The 19172-nt window shown below is 71.7% G+C and carries 16 protein-coding genes; 4 read left to right on the forward strand and 12 right to left on the reverse strand.

The window, feature by feature from the left end; genetic code table 11:
- Positions 1-59: 59 nt before the first annotated feature.
- The 3 genes from ACFWBT_RS18005 to pdhA (ACFWBT_RS18015) are packed head-to-tail and all read right to left on the reverse strand — an operon-like array spanning position 60 to position 3731.
- Positions 60-1511 carry a dihydrolipoamide acetyltransferase family protein gene (locus ACFWBT_RS18005; protein WP_385701230.1) on the reverse strand — a complete coding sequence of 484 codons (1452 nt, stop codon included), beginning with the start codon at positions 1509-1511 and terminating at the stop codon, positions 60-62.
- 10 nt (positions 1512-1521) lie between these two features.
- Positions 1522-2502, reverse strand: coding sequence for an alpha-ketoacid dehydrogenase subunit beta (locus ACFWBT_RS18010; protein WP_385701232.1), 981 nt, complete (start codon positions 2500-2502; stop codon positions 1522-1524).
- 2 nt (positions 2503-2504) lie between these two features.
- Positions 2505-3731 (reverse strand): pyruvate dehydrogenase (acetyl-transferring) E1 component subunit alpha, encoded by a 1227-nt coding sequence (gene pdhA, locus ACFWBT_RS18015; protein ID WP_385701234.1) that lies wholly within the window; start codon positions 3729-3731, stop codon positions 2505-2507.
- Positions 3732-4143: 412 nt separating this feature from the next.
- On the opposite strand from pdhA (ACFWBT_RS18015), the gene ACFWBT_RS18020 reads away from it, so the two are divergent.
- A complete protein-coding gene (locus ACFWBT_RS18020) occupies positions 4144-4809 on the forward strand; it encodes a response regulator (RefSeq protein WP_385701236.1) in 666 nt (221 codons plus the stop codon).
- Between the two features lie 79 nt (positions 4810-4888).
- Positions 4889-5341: a pyridoxamine 5'-phosphate oxidase family protein gene (locus tag ACFWBT_RS18025; RefSeq protein ID WP_385701238.1), complete on the forward strand. Its 453-nt coding sequence runs from the start codon at positions 4889-4891 to the stop codon at positions 5339-5341.
- Positions 5342-5452: 111 nt separating this feature from the next.
- On the opposite strand, the gene ACFWBT_RS18030 is transcribed toward ACFWBT_RS18025, so the two are convergent.
- Positions 5453-7009 (reverse strand): protein kinase, encoded by a 1557-nt coding sequence (locus ACFWBT_RS18030; protein ID WP_385701241.1) that lies wholly within the window; start codon positions 7007-7009, stop codon positions 5453-5455.
- Between the two features lie 305 nt (positions 7010-7314).
- On the opposite strand from ACFWBT_RS18030, the gene ACFWBT_RS18035 reads away from it, so the two are divergent.
- Entirely contained in the window at positions 7315-8934 is a 1620-nt protein-coding gene (locus tag ACFWBT_RS18035; RefSeq protein WP_385701243.1) for a protein kinase, read from the forward strand.
- 175 nt (positions 8935-9109) lie between these two features.
- Here the strand turns inward: ACFWBT_RS18035 and ACFWBT_RS18040 are convergent, their stop codons facing one another.
- The gene (locus ACFWBT_RS18040) at positions 9110-9652 is read right to left on the reverse strand and encodes a bacterial proteasome activator family protein (protein WP_037614800.1); all 543 of its coding nucleotides are present in this window, start codon (positions 9650-9652) and stop codon (positions 9110-9112) included.
- Between the two features lie 230 nt (positions 9653-9882).
- Here ACFWBT_RS18040 and ACFWBT_RS18045 point away from each other — a divergent pair, with 230 nt between their 5' ends.
- Positions 9883-10449: a hypothetical protein gene (locus ACFWBT_RS18045; protein ID WP_385701246.1), complete on the forward strand. Its 567-nt coding sequence runs from the start codon at positions 9883-9885 to the stop codon at positions 10447-10449.
- Here ACFWBT_RS18045 and ACFWBT_RS18050 read toward each other — a convergent pair.
- The 7 genes from ACFWBT_RS18050 to pdhA (ACFWBT_RS18080) form a co-directional block, all read right to left on the reverse strand.
- Positions 10446-11426: an NAD(P)H-quinone oxidoreductase gene (locus tag ACFWBT_RS18050; RefSeq protein WP_385701248.1), complete on the reverse strand. Its 981-nt coding sequence runs from the start codon at positions 11424-11426 to the stop codon at positions 10446-10448. The two genes, ACFWBT_RS18045 and ACFWBT_RS18050, sit on opposite strands and share 4 nt — an antisense overlap.
- Before the next feature lie 30 nt (positions 11427-11456).
- The gene (locus ACFWBT_RS18055; protein ID WP_385701251.1) at positions 11457-12563 is read right to left on the reverse strand and encodes a potassium channel family protein; all 1107 of its coding nucleotides are present in this window, start codon (positions 12561-12563) and stop codon (positions 11457-11459) included.
- A 40-nt stretch (positions 12564-12603) separates the two neighbouring features.
- Entirely contained in the window at positions 12604-14052 is a 1449-nt protein-coding gene (locus tag ACFWBT_RS18060; protein WP_385701254.1) for a molybdopterin molybdotransferase MoeA, read from the reverse strand.
- Positions 14049-15197 (reverse strand): DUF6457 domain-containing protein, encoded by a 1149-nt coding sequence (locus ACFWBT_RS18065; protein ID WP_385701256.1) that lies wholly within the window; start codon positions 15195-15197, stop codon positions 14049-14051. The genes ACFWBT_RS18060 and ACFWBT_RS18065 overlap by 4 nt, the downstream gene beginning before the upstream one ends.
- Positions 15198-15275: 78 nt before the next feature.
- On the reverse strand, positions 15276-16829 hold the full coding sequence (locus ACFWBT_RS18070) for a dihydrolipoamide acetyltransferase family protein (RefSeq protein ID WP_385701257.1): 1554 nt from the start codon (positions 16827-16829) through the stop codon (positions 15276-15278).
- Positions 16829-17833, reverse strand: coding sequence for an alpha-ketoacid dehydrogenase subunit beta (locus ACFWBT_RS18075; RefSeq protein ID WP_266760679.1), 1005 nt, complete (start codon positions 17831-17833; stop codon positions 16829-16831). Before ACFWBT_RS18075 ends, ACFWBT_RS18070 begins: the two co-directional genes overlap by 1 nt.
- Positions 17830-18999: a pyruvate dehydrogenase (acetyl-transferring) E1 component subunit alpha gene (pdhA, locus tag ACFWBT_RS18080; RefSeq protein WP_385701259.1), complete on the reverse strand. Its 1170-nt coding sequence runs from the start codon at positions 18997-18999 to the stop codon at positions 17830-17832. Before pdhA (ACFWBT_RS18080) ends, ACFWBT_RS18075 begins: the two co-directional genes overlap by 4 nt.
- Positions 19000-19172: the final 173 nt, after the last annotated feature.

The following is a 19172-nucleotide window of genomic DNA, read 5'->3' on the forward strand; positions in this document are numbered from 1 at the left end:
ATGCGCGGCAGGCCCCTTTCGCGTTCCGGGCCGGACTCAGATCCCTCCGGCCGACCGGCTCACGCCCAGGTGATCAGCCGCTTGGGCTGCTCCAGGACGGCGGCGGTGTCGGCCAGGACCTTGGAGCCGAGCTCGCCGTCGACCAGGCGGTGGTCGAAGGAGAGCGCCAGCGTGGTGACCTGACGGGGCTTGACCTTGCCCTTGTGGACCCAGGGCTGGAGCTTGATCGCACCGACCGCGAGGATCGCGGACTCGCCGGGGTTGAGGATCGGCGTGCCCGTGTCGACGCCGAAGACGCCGACGTTGGTGATCGTCACCGTGCCGCCCTGCATCGCGGCCGGCGAGGTCTTGCCCTCGCGGGCCGTCGCCACCAGTTCGCCCAGCGACTCGGCCAGCTGCGGCAGGGTCCTGGTGTGGGCGTCCTTGATGTTCGGCACGATCAGGCCGCGCGGAGTGGCGGCGGCGATGCCCAGGTTCACATAGTGCTTCTGGACGATCTCCTGGCCGGCCTCGTCCCACGACGCGTTGACGGCCGGGTTGCGCTTGATCGCGACCAGCAGGGCCTTGGCGACGAGCAGCAGCGGATTCACCCGCAGCCCGTGCATGTCCTTGTCCTGCTTGAGCTCCTCGACCAGGCGCATCGTGCGCGTCACGTCGACCGTCACGAACTCGGTGACGTGCGGCGCGGTGAACGCCGAACCCACCATCGCGGTGGCGATCGCCTTGCGGACCCCCTTGACCGGGATCCGGGTCTCGCGCGCGCCGTCGTACGACGCGGCCGGAACCGGTGCCTGCGGCTGGACGCGGGCCGGGGCCTCCTGCGGGGCCGGGGCGGCGACCGGAGCCGGCGCCTGTGCCGGGGCCGCGGCCGCGTGCACGTCCTCCCGCGTGATGATGCCGTCCGGGCCCGACGGGGTGACCGTCGCCAGGTCGACCCCGAGGTCCTTGGCGAGCTTGCGGACCGGGGGCTTGGCGAGGGGCCGCTGCTGGGCGGCGTGCCCGTGGCCGTTGAGCTCGCCCTGGATCGCGGTGGCCGCGTAGAGCGTCTCGCTCTGCTGCGCCGGGACCTCGGCGCCCTTGCGGGGACGGCGCTTGGTGGAGGACTCCGCCACGCCGTACCCGACGAGGACCGGCTTGCGGCCCTCGGGCTTGGCCTCCTCCTCGGGGGCCGCCTCCACCACGGGAGCGGCGGGGACGGCGGGTGCCTGCGCGGCGGCGGGGGCGGCCTGCGCGGGCGCCGCGCCACCGGACACGTCCACCGCGATGATCACCTGGCCGACGTCCACCGTCGTGCCCTCGGGGAAGTGGAGCCCGGCCACCACACCGTTGAACGGGATCGGCAGCTCGACCGCGGCCTTGGCGGTCTCGACCTCGCAGACCACCTGGCCGTCGGTGACCGTGTCACCGACCTGGACGTACCACTTGAGGATCTCCGCCTCGGTGAGTCCCTCGCCCACGTCGGGCATCTTGAACTCGCGGAGTCCCGACGCGTTCTCAGTCATCGTCGTCACGACTCTCTCCTCAGTACGCCAGCGAGCGGTCGACGGCGTCGAGCACGCGGTCCAGGCCCGGAAGGTACTCGTCCTCCAGGCGGGCCGGCGGGTACGGGGCGTGATAGCCGCCGACCCGCAGAACGGGCGCCTCCAGGTGGTAGAAGCACCGCTCGGTGATGCGGGCCGCGATCTCCGCGCCCGTCCCGAGGAACACCGGGGCCTCGTGGACCACGACCAGACGGCGGGTCTTCTCGACCGAGGCCTGGATGGAGTCGAAGTCGACGGGGGACATCGAGCGCAGGTCCAGGACCTCGATCGACTTGCCCTCCTCCTGGGCGGCCGCGGCGGCCTCCAGGCAGACCTTCACCATCGGGCCGTACGCGACCAGGGTGAGGTCGCTGCCCTCGCGCGCCACCCGTGCCTTGTGCAGCGGGCCGGGGATGGCGTCCTTGTTGACCTCGGCCTTGTCCCAGTAGCGGCGCTTGGGCTCGAAGAAGATCACCGGGTCGTCGCTCTGGATGGCCTGCTGCATCATCCAGTAGGCGTCACCGGCGTTCGACGGGGAGACCACCTTCAGGCCCGCCACGTGCGCGAACAGCGCCTCGGGGGACTCCGAGTGGTGCTCGACGGCACCGATGCCGCCGCCGTACGGGATGCGGATGACGACGGGGAGCTTGATCTTGCCCAGGGCCCGCGCGTGCATCTTCGCGAGCTGGGTGACGATCTGGTCGTACGCCGGGAAGACGAAACCGTCGAACTGGATCTCCACGACCGGGCGGTAGCCGCGCAGGGCCAGGCCGATCGCGGTGCCGACGATGCCGGACTCGGCGAGCGGGGTGTCGATGACCCGCTCCTCGCCGAAGTCCTTCTGGAGACCGTCGGTGACCCGGAAGACACCGCCGAGCTTGCCGACGTCCTCGCCCATGATGAGGACCTTGGGGTCGGCGTCGAGCGCCGTGCGCAGCGATTCGTTGATCGCCTTGGCCAGCGCCATCTTTTCCGTCGCCATGGCTACTTGCCCTCCCCTGCGTCCGCGAACGACGCCTGGTAGGCGGCGAACTGGGCGCGCTCCTCGTCGACGAGCGCGTGCCCGTCCGCGTACACGTTCTCGAAGATGGCGAATTTGTCCGGGTCCGGCATGGCCCGTACGACTTCGCGCACTCGCTTGCCCAACGCTTCGCTCTCGGTCTCGAGTTCCGCGAAGAATGCCTCGTCGGCGTACTTCGCCGCCTCCAGGTAGGCGCGCAGGCGCAGGATCGGGTCCTTCGCCTCCCACGCCTCGCGCTCCTCGTCGGCCCGGTACTTGGTCGGGTCGTCGGAGGTGGTGTGCGCGCCCATGCGGTAGGTGTACGCCTCCACCAGGGTGGGGCCCTCGCCGTTGCGGGCCCGCTCCAGCGCCCAGCGGGTCACCGCGAGGCTTGCGAGCACGTCGTTGCCGTCCACGCGCACGCCGGGGAAGCCGAAGCCCTGCGCGCGCTGGTACAGCGGCACGCGCATCTGGCGCTCGGTCGGCTCGGAGATCGCCCACTGGTTGTTCTGGCAGAAGAACACCACGGGAGCGTTGTAGACCGCCCCGAAGTTGAAGGCTTCCAGGACGTCGCCCTGGCTGGAGGCGCCGTCACCGAAGTACGCGATCACGGCCGAGTCGGCGCCGTCCTTGGCGATGCCCATGGCATAGCCGGTGGCGTGCAGCGTCTGCGAGCCGATGACGATCGTGTACAGGTGGAAGTTGTTGCCGTTCGGGTCCCAGCCGCCGTTGTTCACACCGCGGAACATGCCGAGCAGGTTGGTCGGGTCGACACCGCGGCACCAGGCGACACCGTGCTCGCGGTAGGTCGGGAAGACGTAGTCGTCGTCGCGCGTGGCGCGGCCGGAACCGATCTGCGCGGCCTCCTGGCCGAGCATCGAGGCCCACAGGCCCAGCTCGCCCTGGCGCTGCAGGGAGGTGGCCTCCGCGTCGAAGCGGCGGCTCAGGACCATGTCCCGGTACAGGCCGCGCAGCTCCTCGGGGGTGATGTCGGCGACGTACGGGTCGTACGTGGCGTCCTTGACCCGCTTGCCTTCCGGGGTCAGCAGCTGAACGAGTTCCGGCTCGCCACCCGTCGCCGCGGGCGACTTCCTGGCGGGCGCGGTGCGCTTGCTCGCGGCGCTCTTGGTACCGGTCGTACTGGCGCTCGCCGCGCTCTTTGTACCGGCGCTGCGTCGCGGCTTGCGCGGGGCAGTGCTCTCCACGGTCACGTGTGCTCCTCCGTCGGTCCGGCCCCCGGGGTTGCCGGCAGGCTGGGGTCCCCCTCACTCACTGTTTGAGCTCGGGGGGCGGCTCGCCTGTTCCGGCACCCGTGCACGGGGTGGGTGCCACTCGGCCGGGAACAGGCGTGACAGGTGCCCCGGCGAGCGCCCTGCAACAGTCACGTTACCCAGTGCTTCACAATTCTGTGAAACCCCTCCTGACCTGCGATTTTGATAGGAAATCCAAGTACTTCGGAAGTTGGATTACCTACTAGATCGAGCGGGTCGGGAACAGTCGCTGGTCACAGCACTGGTCACAGCCTTGCAGGGGGCCGGAACACCGGCACGTTATCCCGGGCACCCCGGGCACGGGAAGAGTTCACCTGGGGCAATGCCCATGATCGTGTGTGACACTGACAGCGTGCGTGAAAACGGGAAAATCACCGTATTCCTCCTCGATGACCACGAAGTCGTCCGCCGCGGAGTCCACGAACTTCTCTCCTTCGAGAACGACATCGAAGTGGTCGGTGAGGCCGGCACGGCGGCCGACGCACTGGTCCGGATCCCGGCCACCCGCCCGGACGTGGCCGTCCTGGACGTGCGTCTCCCGGACGGCAGCGGGGTGGAGGTCTGCCGCGAGATCCGCTCCGGAGACGACGCCGTCAAATGCCTGATGCTCACCTCGTACGCCGACGACGAGGCCCTCTTCGACGCGATCATGGCGGGCGCGTCGGGTTATGTCCTGAAGGACATCCGCGGCACCGAGCTGCTCGCGGCCGTACGGGACGTCGCGGCCGGGAAGTCCCTGCTCGACCCGGTGGCCACCGCCCGCGTCCTGGAGCGGCTGCGGGACGGGGGCGGCGCCAAGAGCGACGACAGGCTCGCCCGCCTCACCGATCAGGAACGCAAGATCCTCGACCTGATCGGCGAGGGGCTCACCAATCGGGTGATCGGGGAGCGACTGCACCTCGCCGAGAAGACGATCAAGAATTACGTGTCGAGCCTGCTGTCCAAACTGGGAATGCAACGCCGGTCGCAGGCGGCGGCCTATGTGGCCCGTATCCAGGCGGAACAGCAGCAACGCTGAACGATTCGGGACTTTTGGCCCCTCTTCGGGGGGCGGGTGCCTCTTCTTCCCGTCCCGCCGGTGCCGGAGATTGGGCGGTATGCCCATCGACGAACGCTCGACGACCGAGCGGCCCGCCGAAGAAGAACGCGCCGTGGAACTCATCGGCCGCGCCGACTACGGCCGGGTGGCCACCAGCATGCGCGCGCTGCCCTTCCTCGGCCTCGCCCGCCACATCGTGGTGGACGGCCGCATCCTGCTGCGCATGCCCCGCGCCTGCGGATACCACCGCGCGTGCGTCGGCAGCGTCGTCGCGTACGGCACCGACAACCTGAACTCCGCGCGCCGGGGCGAGAGCCTGTGGACCGCGCAGGTCGTGGGCCGGTGCGAGCCCGTCGAGCCGACCGCCGCCGAACTGGAGCTCTTCGGTCCCGCGCCGCGGTTCGTGGACGGCGAGCCGTTCGAGCCGGTCTATCTCGGCATCGCCCCCCAGTTCTCCAGCGTGCACTCCGCGGACGGCGGCCAGGAACTCGGGCTCCGGCAGACCCGGTGACCCGCGGCACGCCCAACGTCACGCGCGCGTGAAGCCCGTGGTGGGCCGCACGCGCGCGTGAGAAGTCGTTTCCCGGCGGCCTGATCCGTTCGGACCGCGCCGGGAGGACGGTCAGCCGCCCTCACCCTCCTCGACGGGGGGGTCGGTGTCCTCCGGCGGCGTCGGCGTCGGCGTCGGTGTCTCGGCCGGCGGGGTCGGCGAAGGGGCCGTCGACGCCGTCTTCGTCGGCTTGTCGGTCGGCTCGTACGACGGCGGCTGGCTGGTGGCGCTCTGGGACGGCTGGTACGACGGCGGGTAGTCCGTGTTGTCGCCGGTGTTGGTCGAGTCGTCCGAGGTGTCGTCCGTGGAGTTGTCCGTCGCCTCGTCGCTGGGCTGCTCGCTGGGGTCGTCGCCCTTGTCGGACTGCTTGCTGGTCGGCGACTGCGTGGTGCCGGTCCCCGCGCCCCCGCCGCCACCGGTGTTGTTGAGCGCCAGCGCGACACCCGCCGCGATCGCGATCACGGCGAAGACCGCGAGGAGCCACAGCTTGCCGCGGCCGCCGCCCTTGTTGCCGTGCCCCTCGAAGCCGCCGTCGTCACCGCCGCCCCGGTAGGGCGGGATGAGCGGCGCCGGGATCTGCGTCGTTCCGGAGTCACCCGGGTGCGGCAGCGCGGTCGTGCCGGCGAAGCCGGACGTCTGGCCGTGCAGCCCCTCGTGCAGGGTGACCGGGCCGGTGTTCCAGGTGCCGGTGTGACTGCCCTGGTCGTACAGCATCTGCAGCGCGTACTGGACGAGACCGCGCATCTCCTCGGCGGTCTGGAACCGGTCGTCCGGATCCTTCGCGAGGGCGCGCATGACGAGCCCGTCGAGCTCCGGCGGGGCCCCGTCCGAGACCTCGGACGGGGGCACCGGGATGTCCTGGACGTGCTGGTAGACCACCGACAGCGGCGTCTCGCCGGTGAACGGGGGCCGCAGCGCGAGAAGTTCGTAGAGCAGACAGCCGGTCGCGTACAGGTCGGAGCGGTGGTCGACGGCCTTGCCGAGCGCCTGCTCCGGGGAGAGGTACTGCGGGGTGCCCATGACCATGCCGGTCTGGGTCATCGTCGACTGCGCGCCGTGCAGGGCGCGCGCGATGCCGAAGTCCATCACCTTGACCGCGCCGGTCTCCGTGATGATCACGTTCGCCGGCTTGATGTCGCGGTGCACGATGCCGTGCTGGTGCGAGTAGGCGAGCGCCTCCAGGACACCGGAGACGATGATCAGCGCCTGCTCGGGCCCGGGGGCCTCGGCGTTGATCAGCAGATCGCGGATCGTGTGGCCCTCGACGATCTCCATCACGATGTACGGGACGACGCCGTGGCCGACCACGTCCTCGCCGGAGTCGTACACGGCGACGACCGCGTGGTGGTTGAGCCCCGCGACCGACTGTGCCTCGCGCGTGAAGCGGGCCTTGGACACGGGGTCCTCGGCCAGGTCGGAACGGAGCAGCTTGACCGCCACGGTCCGCCCGAGACGGACGTCCTCGGCGGCGAACACCTCGGCCATGCCGCCCCGGCCGAGTCTGCGTGTCAGCCGGTATCGGCCGTCGCCGACCAGCCCGCCGTTACCCCACATCTCCGGCGCATCTGACATACCGCCGCCAGTCGCCTCGGGGTCGGACGGGCCCTGAGCGCGCTGCTGCTGTGCCATCAGTCCTCGCCGTCGTTTCTGCCCGCGGTCTGCGCGGTGGTTGTTACGGTCTCCGTCGGGCCACGCTACAGGCTCCGCGCAGGGCGCCGGTCCGAGATGAGCGTGAGATGGACCGGCCATCAAACCCGTCACAGGTCCGTGCGCGCAAATTCCGTGTACCGGCCGTACGCCACCTGTAACGCTTCCGCGACGCTTCTTTCGCAGACGGTCACGGATCGGGCACCGAGCTTGACGTGTCAGTGCCCTCGGGCAGACTTGGCCCGGAATAAGCCAATCGATCACCAAGGCCGCGGGGGACGCAGAAGATGAGCCAGGACGGCGCACAGGGCCGGTACGCGGGGCGTGCGGTCGCCGGCGGCCGCTACCAGCTGCGCGATCTGCTCGGCGAGGGCGGTATGGCCTCGGTGCATCTCGCGTACGACTCGGTGCTCGACCGTCAGGTCGCGATCAAGACCCTGCACACCGAACTCGGCCGCGAGCAGGCCTTCCGCGAGCGCTTCCGCCGCGAGGCCCAGTCGGTGGCCAAGCTGACCCACACGAACATCGTCTCGGTGTTCGACACCGGCGAGGACGACCTCGACGGCATGACGACGCCGTACATCGTCATGGAGTACATCGAGGGCAACCCGCTCGGCTCGGTCCTCGACGCGGACATCCAGCAGTACGGCGCGATGCCCGCCGACAAGGCCCTGAAGATCACCGCGGACGTGCTGGCGGCCCTGGAGATCAGCCACGAGATGGGCCTGGTCCACCGGGACATCAAGCCGGGCAACGTGATGATGACGAAGCGCAACGTCGTCAAGGTCATGGACTTCGGCATCGCCCGCGCCATGCAGTCCGGCGTCACCTCCATGACGCAGACCGGCATGGTCGTCGGCACCCCGCAGTACCTCTCCCCGGAGCAGGCGCTCGGCCGGGGCGTCGACGCCAGGTCCGACCTGTACTCGGTCGGCATCATGCTGTTCCAGCTGGTCACCGGGCGGCTGCCGTTCGAGGCGGACTCCCCGCTCGCCATCGCCTACGCGCATGTCCAGGAGGAGCCGGTCGCGCCCTCCTCGGTCAACCGTTCGCTGCCCCCGGCGGTGGACGCGCTGATCGCCCGCGCGCTGAAGAAGAACCCTAACGAGCGCTTCCCGAGCGCCGAGATCATGCGGGACGAGTGCCTGCGGGTCGCCCAGTCGTTCCATGCGGTCGCGCCGAGCATCGTGCCGGGCGCCCAGACGCCGAGCGGCTCGGGCGTCGGCTCCGCCGTCTTCCCGCCGGTCGAGCAGGGCACTCCGGCACCCGGCCCCGTACAGACGCCGTACCAGCCGGGCCCGTACGGCACGCCGACTCCCGCCCCCGCGTACGGCTACCCACAGCAGGGCGGCTACCCGGCTCCGGCGCAGACCTCCGCGTACTCCCCGCAGCACGGCACGTCGACCCCGCCGCCCTACAACCTCTCGCCCCAGCCCACGACACCCGTGTCCGGCGGCTCCGGCGGCAAGAGCAGCAAGGGAGTCGTCATCGGCGCGATCGCCGTCGCGCTGCTCGCGATCGGCGGCCTGGTCACGGCGCTCACCCTGGGCGGCGGAGGCGACGACGACAACAAGGGCGGCGGCGAGGCCAGCAAGTCGCCCTCCGTGGTCGCGGGGCACCTGGGTCCGGACACGTCGAAGACGATCGACACCGACAAATGCACCGACGCGTCGGAGTCGTACGACGACCCGGACAAGATCCAGGTCCCGGACTTCCACTTCAAGAACCTGACGTCGGTGAAGTCCTGCTTCCAGGCCGCCGGCTGGCAGATGAAGGTCAAGCGCGTCGACGAGAACACGTACGGCGAGGACACGGTCATGGACCAGTTCCCCTCGGCGGGAACGGACGTCGACCCGAAGAACATGCCCGAGATCGAACTCAAGGTGTCCTCGGGCGACCCTTCCTGAAGCGCCCCTGAGCATCGGCGCGGTCCGGGCACGCTCGGCAGCGGATTCGGGAACGGGCCCGGCACTTCGGTGCCGGGCCCGTTTCGGTCGGGGTGACCTTGATTCGCTGGGTGACGGACGGATCGTGACCCGCGTGACCTGCGTGGTCACAGGCGCGGATCGGTGACCTGCGTGGTTACAGGTACGGTCCGCCGGAACGGCCTCCCGTGCGAGGGTCCTCGTCGCCCTCCAGGCCGCCGACACCCGGCGGAAGGGCTCGGCGCATCTGCTCCAGCTGCGCCCTGGCCGCCATCTGCTGGGCGAACAGGGTCGTCTGGATCCCGTGGAAGAGTCCCTCGAGCCAGCCCACCAGCTGAGCCTGCGCGATACGCAGTTCCGCGTCGCTGGGGGTCCCCTCGTCCGTGAAGGGCAGGGAAAGCCGCTCCAGTTCCTCCACGAGCTCGGGGGCCAGACCGTCCTCCAGCTCCTTCACGGAACTCGCGTGGATCTCCTTGAGCCGGACCCGGCTGGCCTCGTCCAGAGGTGCGGCGCGCACCTCTTCCAGCAGCTGCTTGATCATGCTGCCGATGCGCATCACCTTGGCGGGCTGTTCCACCATCTCCGTCACCGGGATCTCGCGGGAGTCCTCGTCCCCGGTGCCACCGAGAGCCATTCCGTCCTGGCCGACAACCAGGATCTGAGGGTTCTCCGGCGACCGTTCGTTCCTCGGCATCTCCATGCCGCCATTCTCTCGCACCCCTGCACTCCATCACGGTGGTGCCCCCCGTACACGGTGATCCACCACGTACGGGGGGCACAGTTCGCGATCGGAGGGTGGTTCGACGGCCTCCGACGGGCGCGGGCGGGGTCACTTTCCGTCGAGATGCCGGGATCACGACGTCATGTGAGGCTTGTTCCGTCGATCACGGCACCCGTCTTGGCGAACCGCACCGGGAGGGGGTCACCGACGTGACTCCATGGCTCCGCACACTGCCCACGGCAGGGCTGCTGGCAGCCGCCCTGCTGAACGGCGCCGGCCACCTCGCGTACGCCGCCCCCGCGCGCTCCGGGACCGCCTCGTACGCCGCCGCGCCGGTTCCGTCCGCCCGGGGGACCGCCGTCGCGGTCGCCCGGGGAACCGCCGTTGCGGTCGCCCGGGGGACCGCCGTCGCGGAGACGGAAGGACCCGCCGCCACCGATCCGACGAGGCCCACCCCCACGGCGGACCCCTCCCGCGCGGGCAGTTTCGCGGGTGAGGGGCGCTCGCGGCCCGGCCGCACCGAGCCGGACCTCCAGGACACCCCGGACGCCACGGACCCCGAGGACACCGGTCCCGGCGCCGACGCCGGACTCACGGAGCCGAGCTTGGCCCCCGAGCCCTCGCGGAACGACGCGGTCCCCGTCCAGCAGAGCGTCGTGGGCCCCGCTTCCCCGCCCGAGCCGGTCCTGGAGATCCTGCCGCTGGGCAGTGGCCTGATCCTCATAGGCCTCGGCCTGGGACTGGCCTTCGTGGCCCTGCGGGTGCGACGTGGCTAGGAAGCGACCAGCAGCACCTTTCCGATGTGACCGCTCGCCTCCAGTACCCGGTGCGCCTCCGCCGCCTCGCTCATCGGCAGCTTGCGGTCGACGACCGGACGTACGCGGCCGGAGCCGATCAGCGGCCACACGTGCTCACGCACCGCCGCCACGATCGCCGCCTTCTCACTGAGCGGCCGGGCGCGCAGCGAGGTCGCGCTGACGGCGGCACGCTTGTTCAGGAGGGTGGCGATGTTCAGCTCCGCCTTGATGCCGCCCTGCATGCCGATGATGGCGAGCCGTCCGTTGACGGCGAGGGCGCGCACGTTCCGGTCGAGGTACTTGGCCCCCATGTTGTCGAGGATGACGTCGGCACCCGCACCGCCGGTGGCCCGCTCGATCTCCTCGACGAAGTCCTGCTCGCGGTAGTTGATCAGAATGTCCGCGCCCAGCTCCGCGCAGAAGTCGAGCTTCTCCTTGGTGCCCGCCGTGACCGCGACCTTCGCGCCGACGGCCTTCGCCAGCTGGATCGCCATGGTGCCGATGCCGCTGGAGCCGCCGTGCACGAGCAGGGTCTCGCCGGGGCGCAGGTGGGCGACCATGAAGACGTTCGACCAGACGGTGCAGGTCACCTCGGGCAGCGCCGCCGCCTGCTCGACGTCCAGGCCCGCGGGCACAGGCAGCAGCTGCCCGGCCGGAACGGCGACCTTCTGGGCGTATCCGCCGCCCGACAGCAGCGCGCAGACCTCGTCGCCGACCGACCAGCCCAGGACACCCGTGCCGACCTCGACGATGCGTCCCGCGCATTCGAGTCCGGGGTAGGGGGACGCGCCGGGCGGCGGGTTGTACATGCCTTGGCGCTGCAGCAGATCGGCACGGTTGACGGCGCTGGCCACCACCTCGACCAGCACTTCGCCCTCGGCCGGCACGGGATCGGGGACCTCGTCCCACACCAGCGCCTCGGGCCCACCAGGTTCAGGAATCGTGATCGCGTACATGAGAGGGACGCTACTCCTGGGAGGTGGCCGCTACTCCTGCGGCAGGGGCCGGATGCCCGGTGTCACGTGGGTGCTCCGAGTGACCCGCGCGATCGTGATCAGCCGGTCCATCAGCTGCAGGGTGCCGACCTCCGGATCGTCGTACCCGAGCACGCGATGACCTCGTACGACGCTGACCACCAGGTCGGTGGTCTCGCGGACGCCCTTGCCCACCTCGGCCTTTATGACCGGCCGTTCGACGATGTCGAGCCCGCTGCCCTGGTGGATCAGGTCCTCCATCACCATGCCCGCGGCGGGGCTGAGCACGGAGAGCCCGAGCAGCCGGCCGGCCGCGCTGGCGCTGGTGATGACCGCGTCGGCGCCGGACTGCTTGAGCAGCGGCGCGTTCTCCTCCTCGCGCACGGCGGCGACGATCTTCGCTCCGCGGTTGAGCTGCCGGGCCGTCAGGGCGACCAGGACCGCGGTGTCGTCCCGCTGGGTGGCGATGATGATCTGCCTCGCCTTGTGGACCTCGGCGCGCAGCAGCACATCGCTGCGTGTGGCGTCGCCGATCACTCCCGCGTATCCGTCGGCCGTCGCCGCGTCCACCACCCGGGGACTCGGGTCGACGACGACGACCTGCTCCTTCTTCAGCCCGGTCGCGCAGACGGTCTCGACGGCCGACCGTCCCTTGGTTCCGAAGCCGACAACGACGGTGTGATCCCTCAAGGCCGCCCTCCAGCGGTTCAGGCGCCACTCCTCACGGGTGCGTTCCGTGAGGACCTCCAGCGTGGTGCCGACCAGGATGATCAGGAAGAGCACCCGCAGCGGCGTGATGATCAGGATGTTGATGAGCCGGGCGATATCGCTGGTCGGGGTGATGTCACCGTAACCGGTGGTGGAGAGGGTGACCGTCGCGTAGTAGAAGGCGTCGAGCAGGTCGACGCTGCCGTCCGAGTTGTCGGTGTAGCCGGCGCGGTCGAACCAGACGATGAGCGCGGTGGCGACCAGCACCAGCAACGCAATCACCAGTCGCTTGGCGACCTGCCGGAGCGGACGCTCCACGACCTTCCGCGGCAGTTTCACCTGGTGGGTCACGAGATGCTCGTCCGCTTGGCGGGCGATCGCATCTTGGCCCGGAAGTTTCACGTGAAACACACCCCGTTCGGATTCATGCCGATCCCGCCGTCGGCCCGGCTCAGATGAAGCACGCGTCGATCCCCGCGGTGGCCCACGGCAGATCGATGAGTTCCAGCTCCTGGCCGGCTCGCGCCCCACCCGGCGGTACGACCGCGAGCGCGTCGGCGGCGGCGATGCCCCGCAGCATCGCCGGGCCGTTGTAGTGCAGCGGCGCGGCCCGGTCGCCGCGCAGCGAGACGGGGACGAGCCGGGTGTCGTACGGGTGCCCCTGCACCGCTTCCTTGAGAGGCAGCGTGTACGACTCCGGGGCCGCGCGTCCGGCCAGGGTGCGCAGCAGCGGCTCGGCGAGCGTCAGCAGCCCGGAGACGGCGGCCAGGGGGTTGCCGGGCAGGCCGACGAGGTGCTGGTTCTCCTGGGTGCGGGCCAGCAGCATCGGATGTCCCGGCCGCACCTTGACGCCGTCCACCAGCAGTTCGGCGCCGATGCGGCGCAGCGTGGGGTGGACATGGTCGACGGGGCCCGCCGCGGTGCCGCCCGTGGTGACGATCAGGTCGGCCCGGGAGCCGGTGATCGCCTTGTGCAGCGCCTTGGCGTCGTCGCCGAGCCGGCGCACCGCGACGACCTCGACGCCGAGGGCCCGCAGCCACGGCGGCAGCATGGGCCCGAGCGCGTCCCGGATCAGCCCCTCCCGGGGCAGTCCCTCGGTGAGCAACTCGTCACCGAGGACGAGGACTTCGGCGCGCGGGCGGGGAACGACGGCGAGCGTGTCGTACCCGGCGGCCGCCGCGAGACCCAGCACGGCCGGGGTGACCAGCGCTCCGAGCGGCAACAGCTGGTCGCCGCTGCGGCACTCCTGGCCGCGCGGGCGGATGTCCTGCCCGTGCGCCACCACGCGGGTCCCCCGTGACCGCGCGGAGCCGGGTGCCTGAACGTCGCTCTCGTGCAGACGCCCCTTGGCGTCGAGGCGGCCGTGCTCGCTGCGCAGGACGGCGGTCGCGTCCCGCGGGACGCGCGCCCCGGTGGCGATCCGGACCGCCTCGCCGTCGGTGAGCCGCTCCGGCGCCGCCTGCCCGGCGAGTACGCCGTGCTCCCGTACCTCCCAGGGCCCGGGTCCGGCGACCGCCCAGCCGTCCATGGCGGAGGTGTCGAAGGAGGGAAGGTCGGTGAGCGCGGTCAGGGGGGCGGCGAGGACGAGGCCGAGTGAGGCGTCGAGGGGGACCGAGAGAGGGGTGCGGCGGGGCACGGAGCGGGCGGCCCGCTCCGCGACGGCCCGGGCCTCGGGCCACGGGGTGGCCCGGTGATGGGTGTGCCCGCCCTTGCCGCCGTCCTGCGCGTTGGGCGCGGGGACCGCCGCCTGGTCGGTTGCCTGGAGGGCCGGGTCGGCGCTGTCCGCTCTGCCGGGCTCACCGGGCGCGCGGGCACCGGCCTTCTTGACCAGGGCGAGCGCTTCCTCGACGTCGAAGTCGTCGGCGTCCTGGCTGTCCCGGGTGGAGCGGGCGGCGGTCATCCGGCGTCCGGTCCGGTGTCGGTGGCGGGCGTCGCGCCGTCGGCGGCGTCCGGTTTCGCGTCGGGGGTGTCCTCGGCGGCCCAGCGGAGCGCGAGCGCCGTGGCCTTGCGGGCGGCCTCGGCGACCGCTTCCGGTCCTCCACCGGCCCGCGCCGCCGCGTATCCGACGAGGAACGTCGTCAGCGGCGCGGCGGGCCTGGCCACCCCATGTGCGGCGTCGCGGGCCAGGTCGAGCAGAACGCCGGTGTCGACGTCCAGATCGATGCCCAGCTCGTCCTTGACTGCGGAAATCCATTCATCCAACACGTGCCCATGCTCCCTGATGCGTGCTCGAGCGGTGGCGATGTCGTCCCAGGTGTCGCAGTCGAAGGACGCGACGGGGTCGCAGAGACGAGTGAGGTCGAGGGCGGCGACGAGCCGTCGCAGCGGCAGTCCGCCCAGTCCGCCGTGTGCGGCGGCGAGCACGGTCAGCTCACGGCGCAGCGCGTCCGCGCGGTAGACGGCCACGAGGGGCTGATCGCGCCCGTCGGGGTCGGTGAGGAGCACGCCGTCGGGGTGGCCGCGATGCCCGCCGGTCGCGCCGGTAGCCCCGACGGGTCCGGTCCGGACGGGCTCGCCGGTCTCCGGCACGGTCGCGGAGCCGGTCCGGGCACCGTCGGGGCCGAGGCCGGAGCCGGGGTGGTCGCCCGCGTGGTCCGGGAGGTCGTTCCCGGCGGCGGGCGGGGTGCGGTGCGTGCCGTCGTCCCGAAGGGTGTCCAGCAGGCGCCGTACCGTCCCCTCTTCCAGGAAGGGCAGGTCGGCCGAGAGCACGACGACGTTCGGCGCGGTGGTGTGCCGCAGTCCGGCGTCCAGCGCGGCCAGCGGTCCTCCGCCCGGCGGGTCCTCGCGGGCCCACTCCACGGGGCGCGCGGTGACCCTGGGTTCGGCCACGACCACCGTGCGGGTGGCACCGGCGCACGCGGCCAGCACCCGGTCCAGCAGTGCCCGGCCGCCCACCCGGACGCCGGGCTTGTCCGCGCCGCCGAGCCGCCGGGCCGCACCGCCCGCGAGCACGACGGCGTCGTACACGGCATCGGCACCGGGGGTGCCCGGCGGGCCGGAGGCGCCCGGTCGCCCGGTCGCGCCCTCGGACTCGTACGCGGTCATCCCCCGAGTATGGGCGCCCGAAGGATCATTGCCACCCCCGGGCACAGCATGTGGACGGGGGTGATCGGACCGCCGGGACTACAGGGTGCGCAGCAGCACCGCCGGCTGTTCCACGCAGTCCGCCACATAGCGCAGGAAACCGCCCGCCGTGCCGCCGTCGCACACCCGGTGGTCGAACGTGAGCGAGAGCTGGACGACCTGACGTACCGCCAGCTCCCCCTGGTGCACCCAGGGCTTGGGGATGATGCGGCCGACGCCGAGCATGGCCGCCTCGGGGTGGTTGATGATCGGTGTGGAGCCGTCGACGCCGAACACGCCGTAGTTGTTCAGCGTGAAGGTGCCGCCCGTGAGGTCCGCGGGCGTCAGCTTCCCGGTCCGGGCCACCTCGGTCAGCCGGCCGAACTCCGCGCTCAGCCCCTCGGCGTCCCGCGTGTGCGCGTCCCGCACGACGGGGACGACGAGCCCCCGTTCGGTCTGGGCCGCGAAGCCCAGGTGCACCTGGTCGAGCCGGACGATCTCGCGGGCGTCCATGTCGACCGTCGAGTTGAGCTCGGGGAAGCGGGCCAGCGCGGCGGTGCAGATCCTGGCCAGCAGGGCGAGCAGGGAGATCTTCGGGCCGCCGGCCGCGTTCATCGCCCTGCGGGCCTGCATGAGTTCCGTCGCGTCGGCGTCCACCCAGCAGGTCGCGTCCGGGATCTCGCGCCGGCTGCGCGAGAGCTTGTCGGCGACGGCACCGCGGACACCCCGAAGGGGGACACGGACACCCTGCGGGGTGGCGCCCCGGGAGACGTCGGCCGCACCGGGCACGACCGAGGTGATGTCCGCGTACGAGGACACCGAAGCGGGCGCGCTGTCGTACGAGGGCGCCGCGAAGGCCTCGTCGGAGCCGAGCCCGGCCGCCGGGGTGGGGTGCGGCTCCACGGCGGAGGACGATCGCAGCCGACCGGTCGCCGCCGCGCGCATCGCGTACTCGACGTCGGCCCGCAGGATGAGTCCCTCGGGACCGGAGCCCTCCAACTCCCGCAGATCCACGCCGTTCTGCCGGGCGAGTCGGCGCACCAGGGGCGAGATGACCGGCACGGGACCGTCACCCCGCGTGGCGCCGACGCCGTTCCGGGCGGCCTCCGCCGGGCCTGCGACATCCGACGGCGCGGCGGCGACGGGCTCGGGGCGGCCCTGCTCACGCCGGCCGGCCAAAGTGCCCGTGCCCGCGGGGGACGCGTCCCCCGCCGGCGCACCGGCCGCCCGTCGGCCACCGGCGGCGGTCCCGCCGGAGGGCCGTACCCTTCGGCGCCGCGCCGGGGGCGCTGCCGTGCCGTAACCCACCAGCACGTTCCCGGAGCCCTCGTCGACCTTGTCGTCCGTCGCGTCGTCGCCGGTGTCCGGCGCGCCCACGGCGACGGTCAGCAGCGGTGCCCCCACGGGCAGTTCCGTGCCCTCCTCGCCGAAGCGGGCGGTGACCACGCCGCCGTAGGGACAGGGGACCTCCACCATCGCCTTGGCCGTCTCGACCTCGACGACGAGCTGGTCGACGGCGACGACATCGCCGACCTCCACCAGCCAGCGGACGATCTCCGCCTCGGTGAGTCCCTCCCCGAGGTCGGGGAGCTTGAACTCCAGCACCTGTGCCATCAGCTGTCCGCCTCCCACTGCAGACGCCCCACGGCGTCCAGGATCCGGTCGACACCGGGCAGGTGGTGCCGCTCCAGCATCGGCGGCGGGTACGGGATGTCGAATCCCGCGACGCGCAGCACCGGCGCCTCCAGGTGATGGAAGCAGCGCTCCATGACGCGGGCCGCGATCTCCCCGCCCGGGCCGCCGAACCCGCCCGACTCGTGCACGACGACCGCTCGTCCGGTCCGTCGCACCGACGCCGAGACCGTCTCGTCGTCGAACGGCACCAGCGAGCGCAGATCGACGACTTCGAGGTCCCAGCCCTCGGCCCGCGCCGCCTCGGCGGCTTCGAGGCAGACGGGTACGGACGGCCCGTACGTGATGAGCGTGGCGCTCCGGCCCGGGCGCCGCACCACCGCGCGGCCTATCGGCTCAACGGCCGGCGGCTCGTCCGGGTTCCAGGAATCCTTCGACCAGTACAGCCGCTTGGGCTCCAGGAAGACGACCGGGTCGTCCGAGGCGATGGCCTCGCGCAGCAGTCCGTAGGCGTCGGAGACGGTCGCGGGCATGACCACATGGAGACCCGGGGTCGCCATGTAGTAGGCCTCGGAGGAGTCGCTGTGGTGCTCGACTCCGCCGATGCCGCCGCCGTAGGGGACGCGGATCGTGATGGGCAGCGGCATCGCGCCCCGCGTGCGGTTGCGCATCTTCGCCACGTGCGAGATCAGCTGCTCGAACGCCGGGTAGGCGAACGCGTCGAACTGCATCTCCACGACCGGCCGCAGGCCGTACATGGCCATGCCGACCGCCGCGCCGAGGATGCCCGCCTCGGCGAGCGGGGTGTCCGTGCAGCGGTCCTCGCCGAACTCCTTGGCGAGCCCGTCGGTGACCCGGAAGACGCCGCCGAGAGTGCCGACGTCCTCGCCCATGACATGGACGGCCGGGTCGGCGGCCATGGCGTCGCGCAGTGCGCGACCGAGCGCCTGCGCCATGGTGGCCGGTTTGAGGGCAACGGTCGTCATCGCCCGGCTCCTTCCGGGCCGTGCGGGCCCGCTCCGTGCGAGCCGTCCGCCTCGGCGTCCAGCCCCGCTCTCAGCTGGCTCTCCTGCTCAAGCAGTTGAGTAGTGGGTTGGGCATACACATGGGCGAACAGATCCATGGGGTCGAGCACCGGGTCCATGTTCATGCGCTCGCGCAGGTCCGCGGCCATCGTCTCGGCGTCGTCGCGCACCGCCTGCAGGGCGGCCTCGTCGAGCAGACCGCGCTCGGTCAGCTCGCGCTCCAGAAGCACGATGGGGTCGTGCCGGCGCCAGGTCTCGACTTCGGAGTCACCGCGGTAGCGGGTGGCGTCGTCGGCGTTGGTGTGGGCGTCGATGCGGTACGTCACGGCCTCGACGAGGGTGGGACCGCCGCCCGCGCGCGCGTGGGCGATGGCCTCGCTCAGGACCTGGTGCACGGCCGCCGCGTCGTTGCCGTCGACCAGGCGGCCCGGCATCCCGTAACCGACGGCCTTGTGGGCCAGCGACGGGGCGGCGGTCTGCTTGGCGAGCGGCACGGAGATGGCGAATCCGTTGTTCTGCACGAGGAAGACGACGGGCGCCTGCCACACGGCGGCGAAGTTCAGCGCTTCGTGGAAGTCGCCCTCGCTGGTGCCGCCGTCGCCGACCAGGGCGAGCGCGACCACGTCGTCGCCCTTGAGGCGGGCGGCGTGCGCGAGGCCCACGGCGTGCGGGAGCTGGGTCGCGAGGGGGGTGCACAGGGGTGCGATGCGGTGCTCGTGCGGGTCGTAGCCGGTGTGCCAGTCGCCGCGCAGCAGAGTGAGGGCCTGGACGGGGTCCAGGCCGCGGGCGACGGCGGCGAGGGTGTCGCGGTAGCTGGGGAACAGCCAGTCGCGCTCCTCCAGCACGAGCGCGGCGGCGACCTCGCAGGCCTCCTGCCCGGTGCTGGAGGGGTACACGGCGAGACGGCCCTGCTTGGTGAGGGCGGTGGCCTGAACGTTGTAGCGGCGGCCGCGCACCAGCTCCGCGTGCAGACGGCGCAGCAGGGCCGGGTCGATCTGGGCGGCCGCCTCGGTGCCGAGGACGCGGTGGGGCAGCGCGTCGGGCAGCAGCGGCGCAGGGTCGGTGCGGGGCTGCCAGGCGGGCGGCGGCGTGGGCCGGTAGGCCCCTCGCTGCTCCATGACCGTCATGACGGCACCTCCTCGTGGGAGCGGCTTCGGACGCGGCACGGGTGTGACGCGTCCCACCTACCGATTGTTCGGTCGTCGGCACATTTTGGCTACAGGCACCACCAGGCTGTGGACAAACGGTTCTGCACAGCCTGAGATGGACGCAGTACGTCCATGGTAGGGAGGTGGGGAGA

It is taken from the genome of Streptomyces sp. NPDC060027 (assembly GCF_042737005.1).
In the GTDB taxonomy this organism is placed as follows: domain Bacteria; phylum Actinomycetota; class Actinomycetes; order Streptomycetales; family Streptomycetaceae; genus Streptomyces.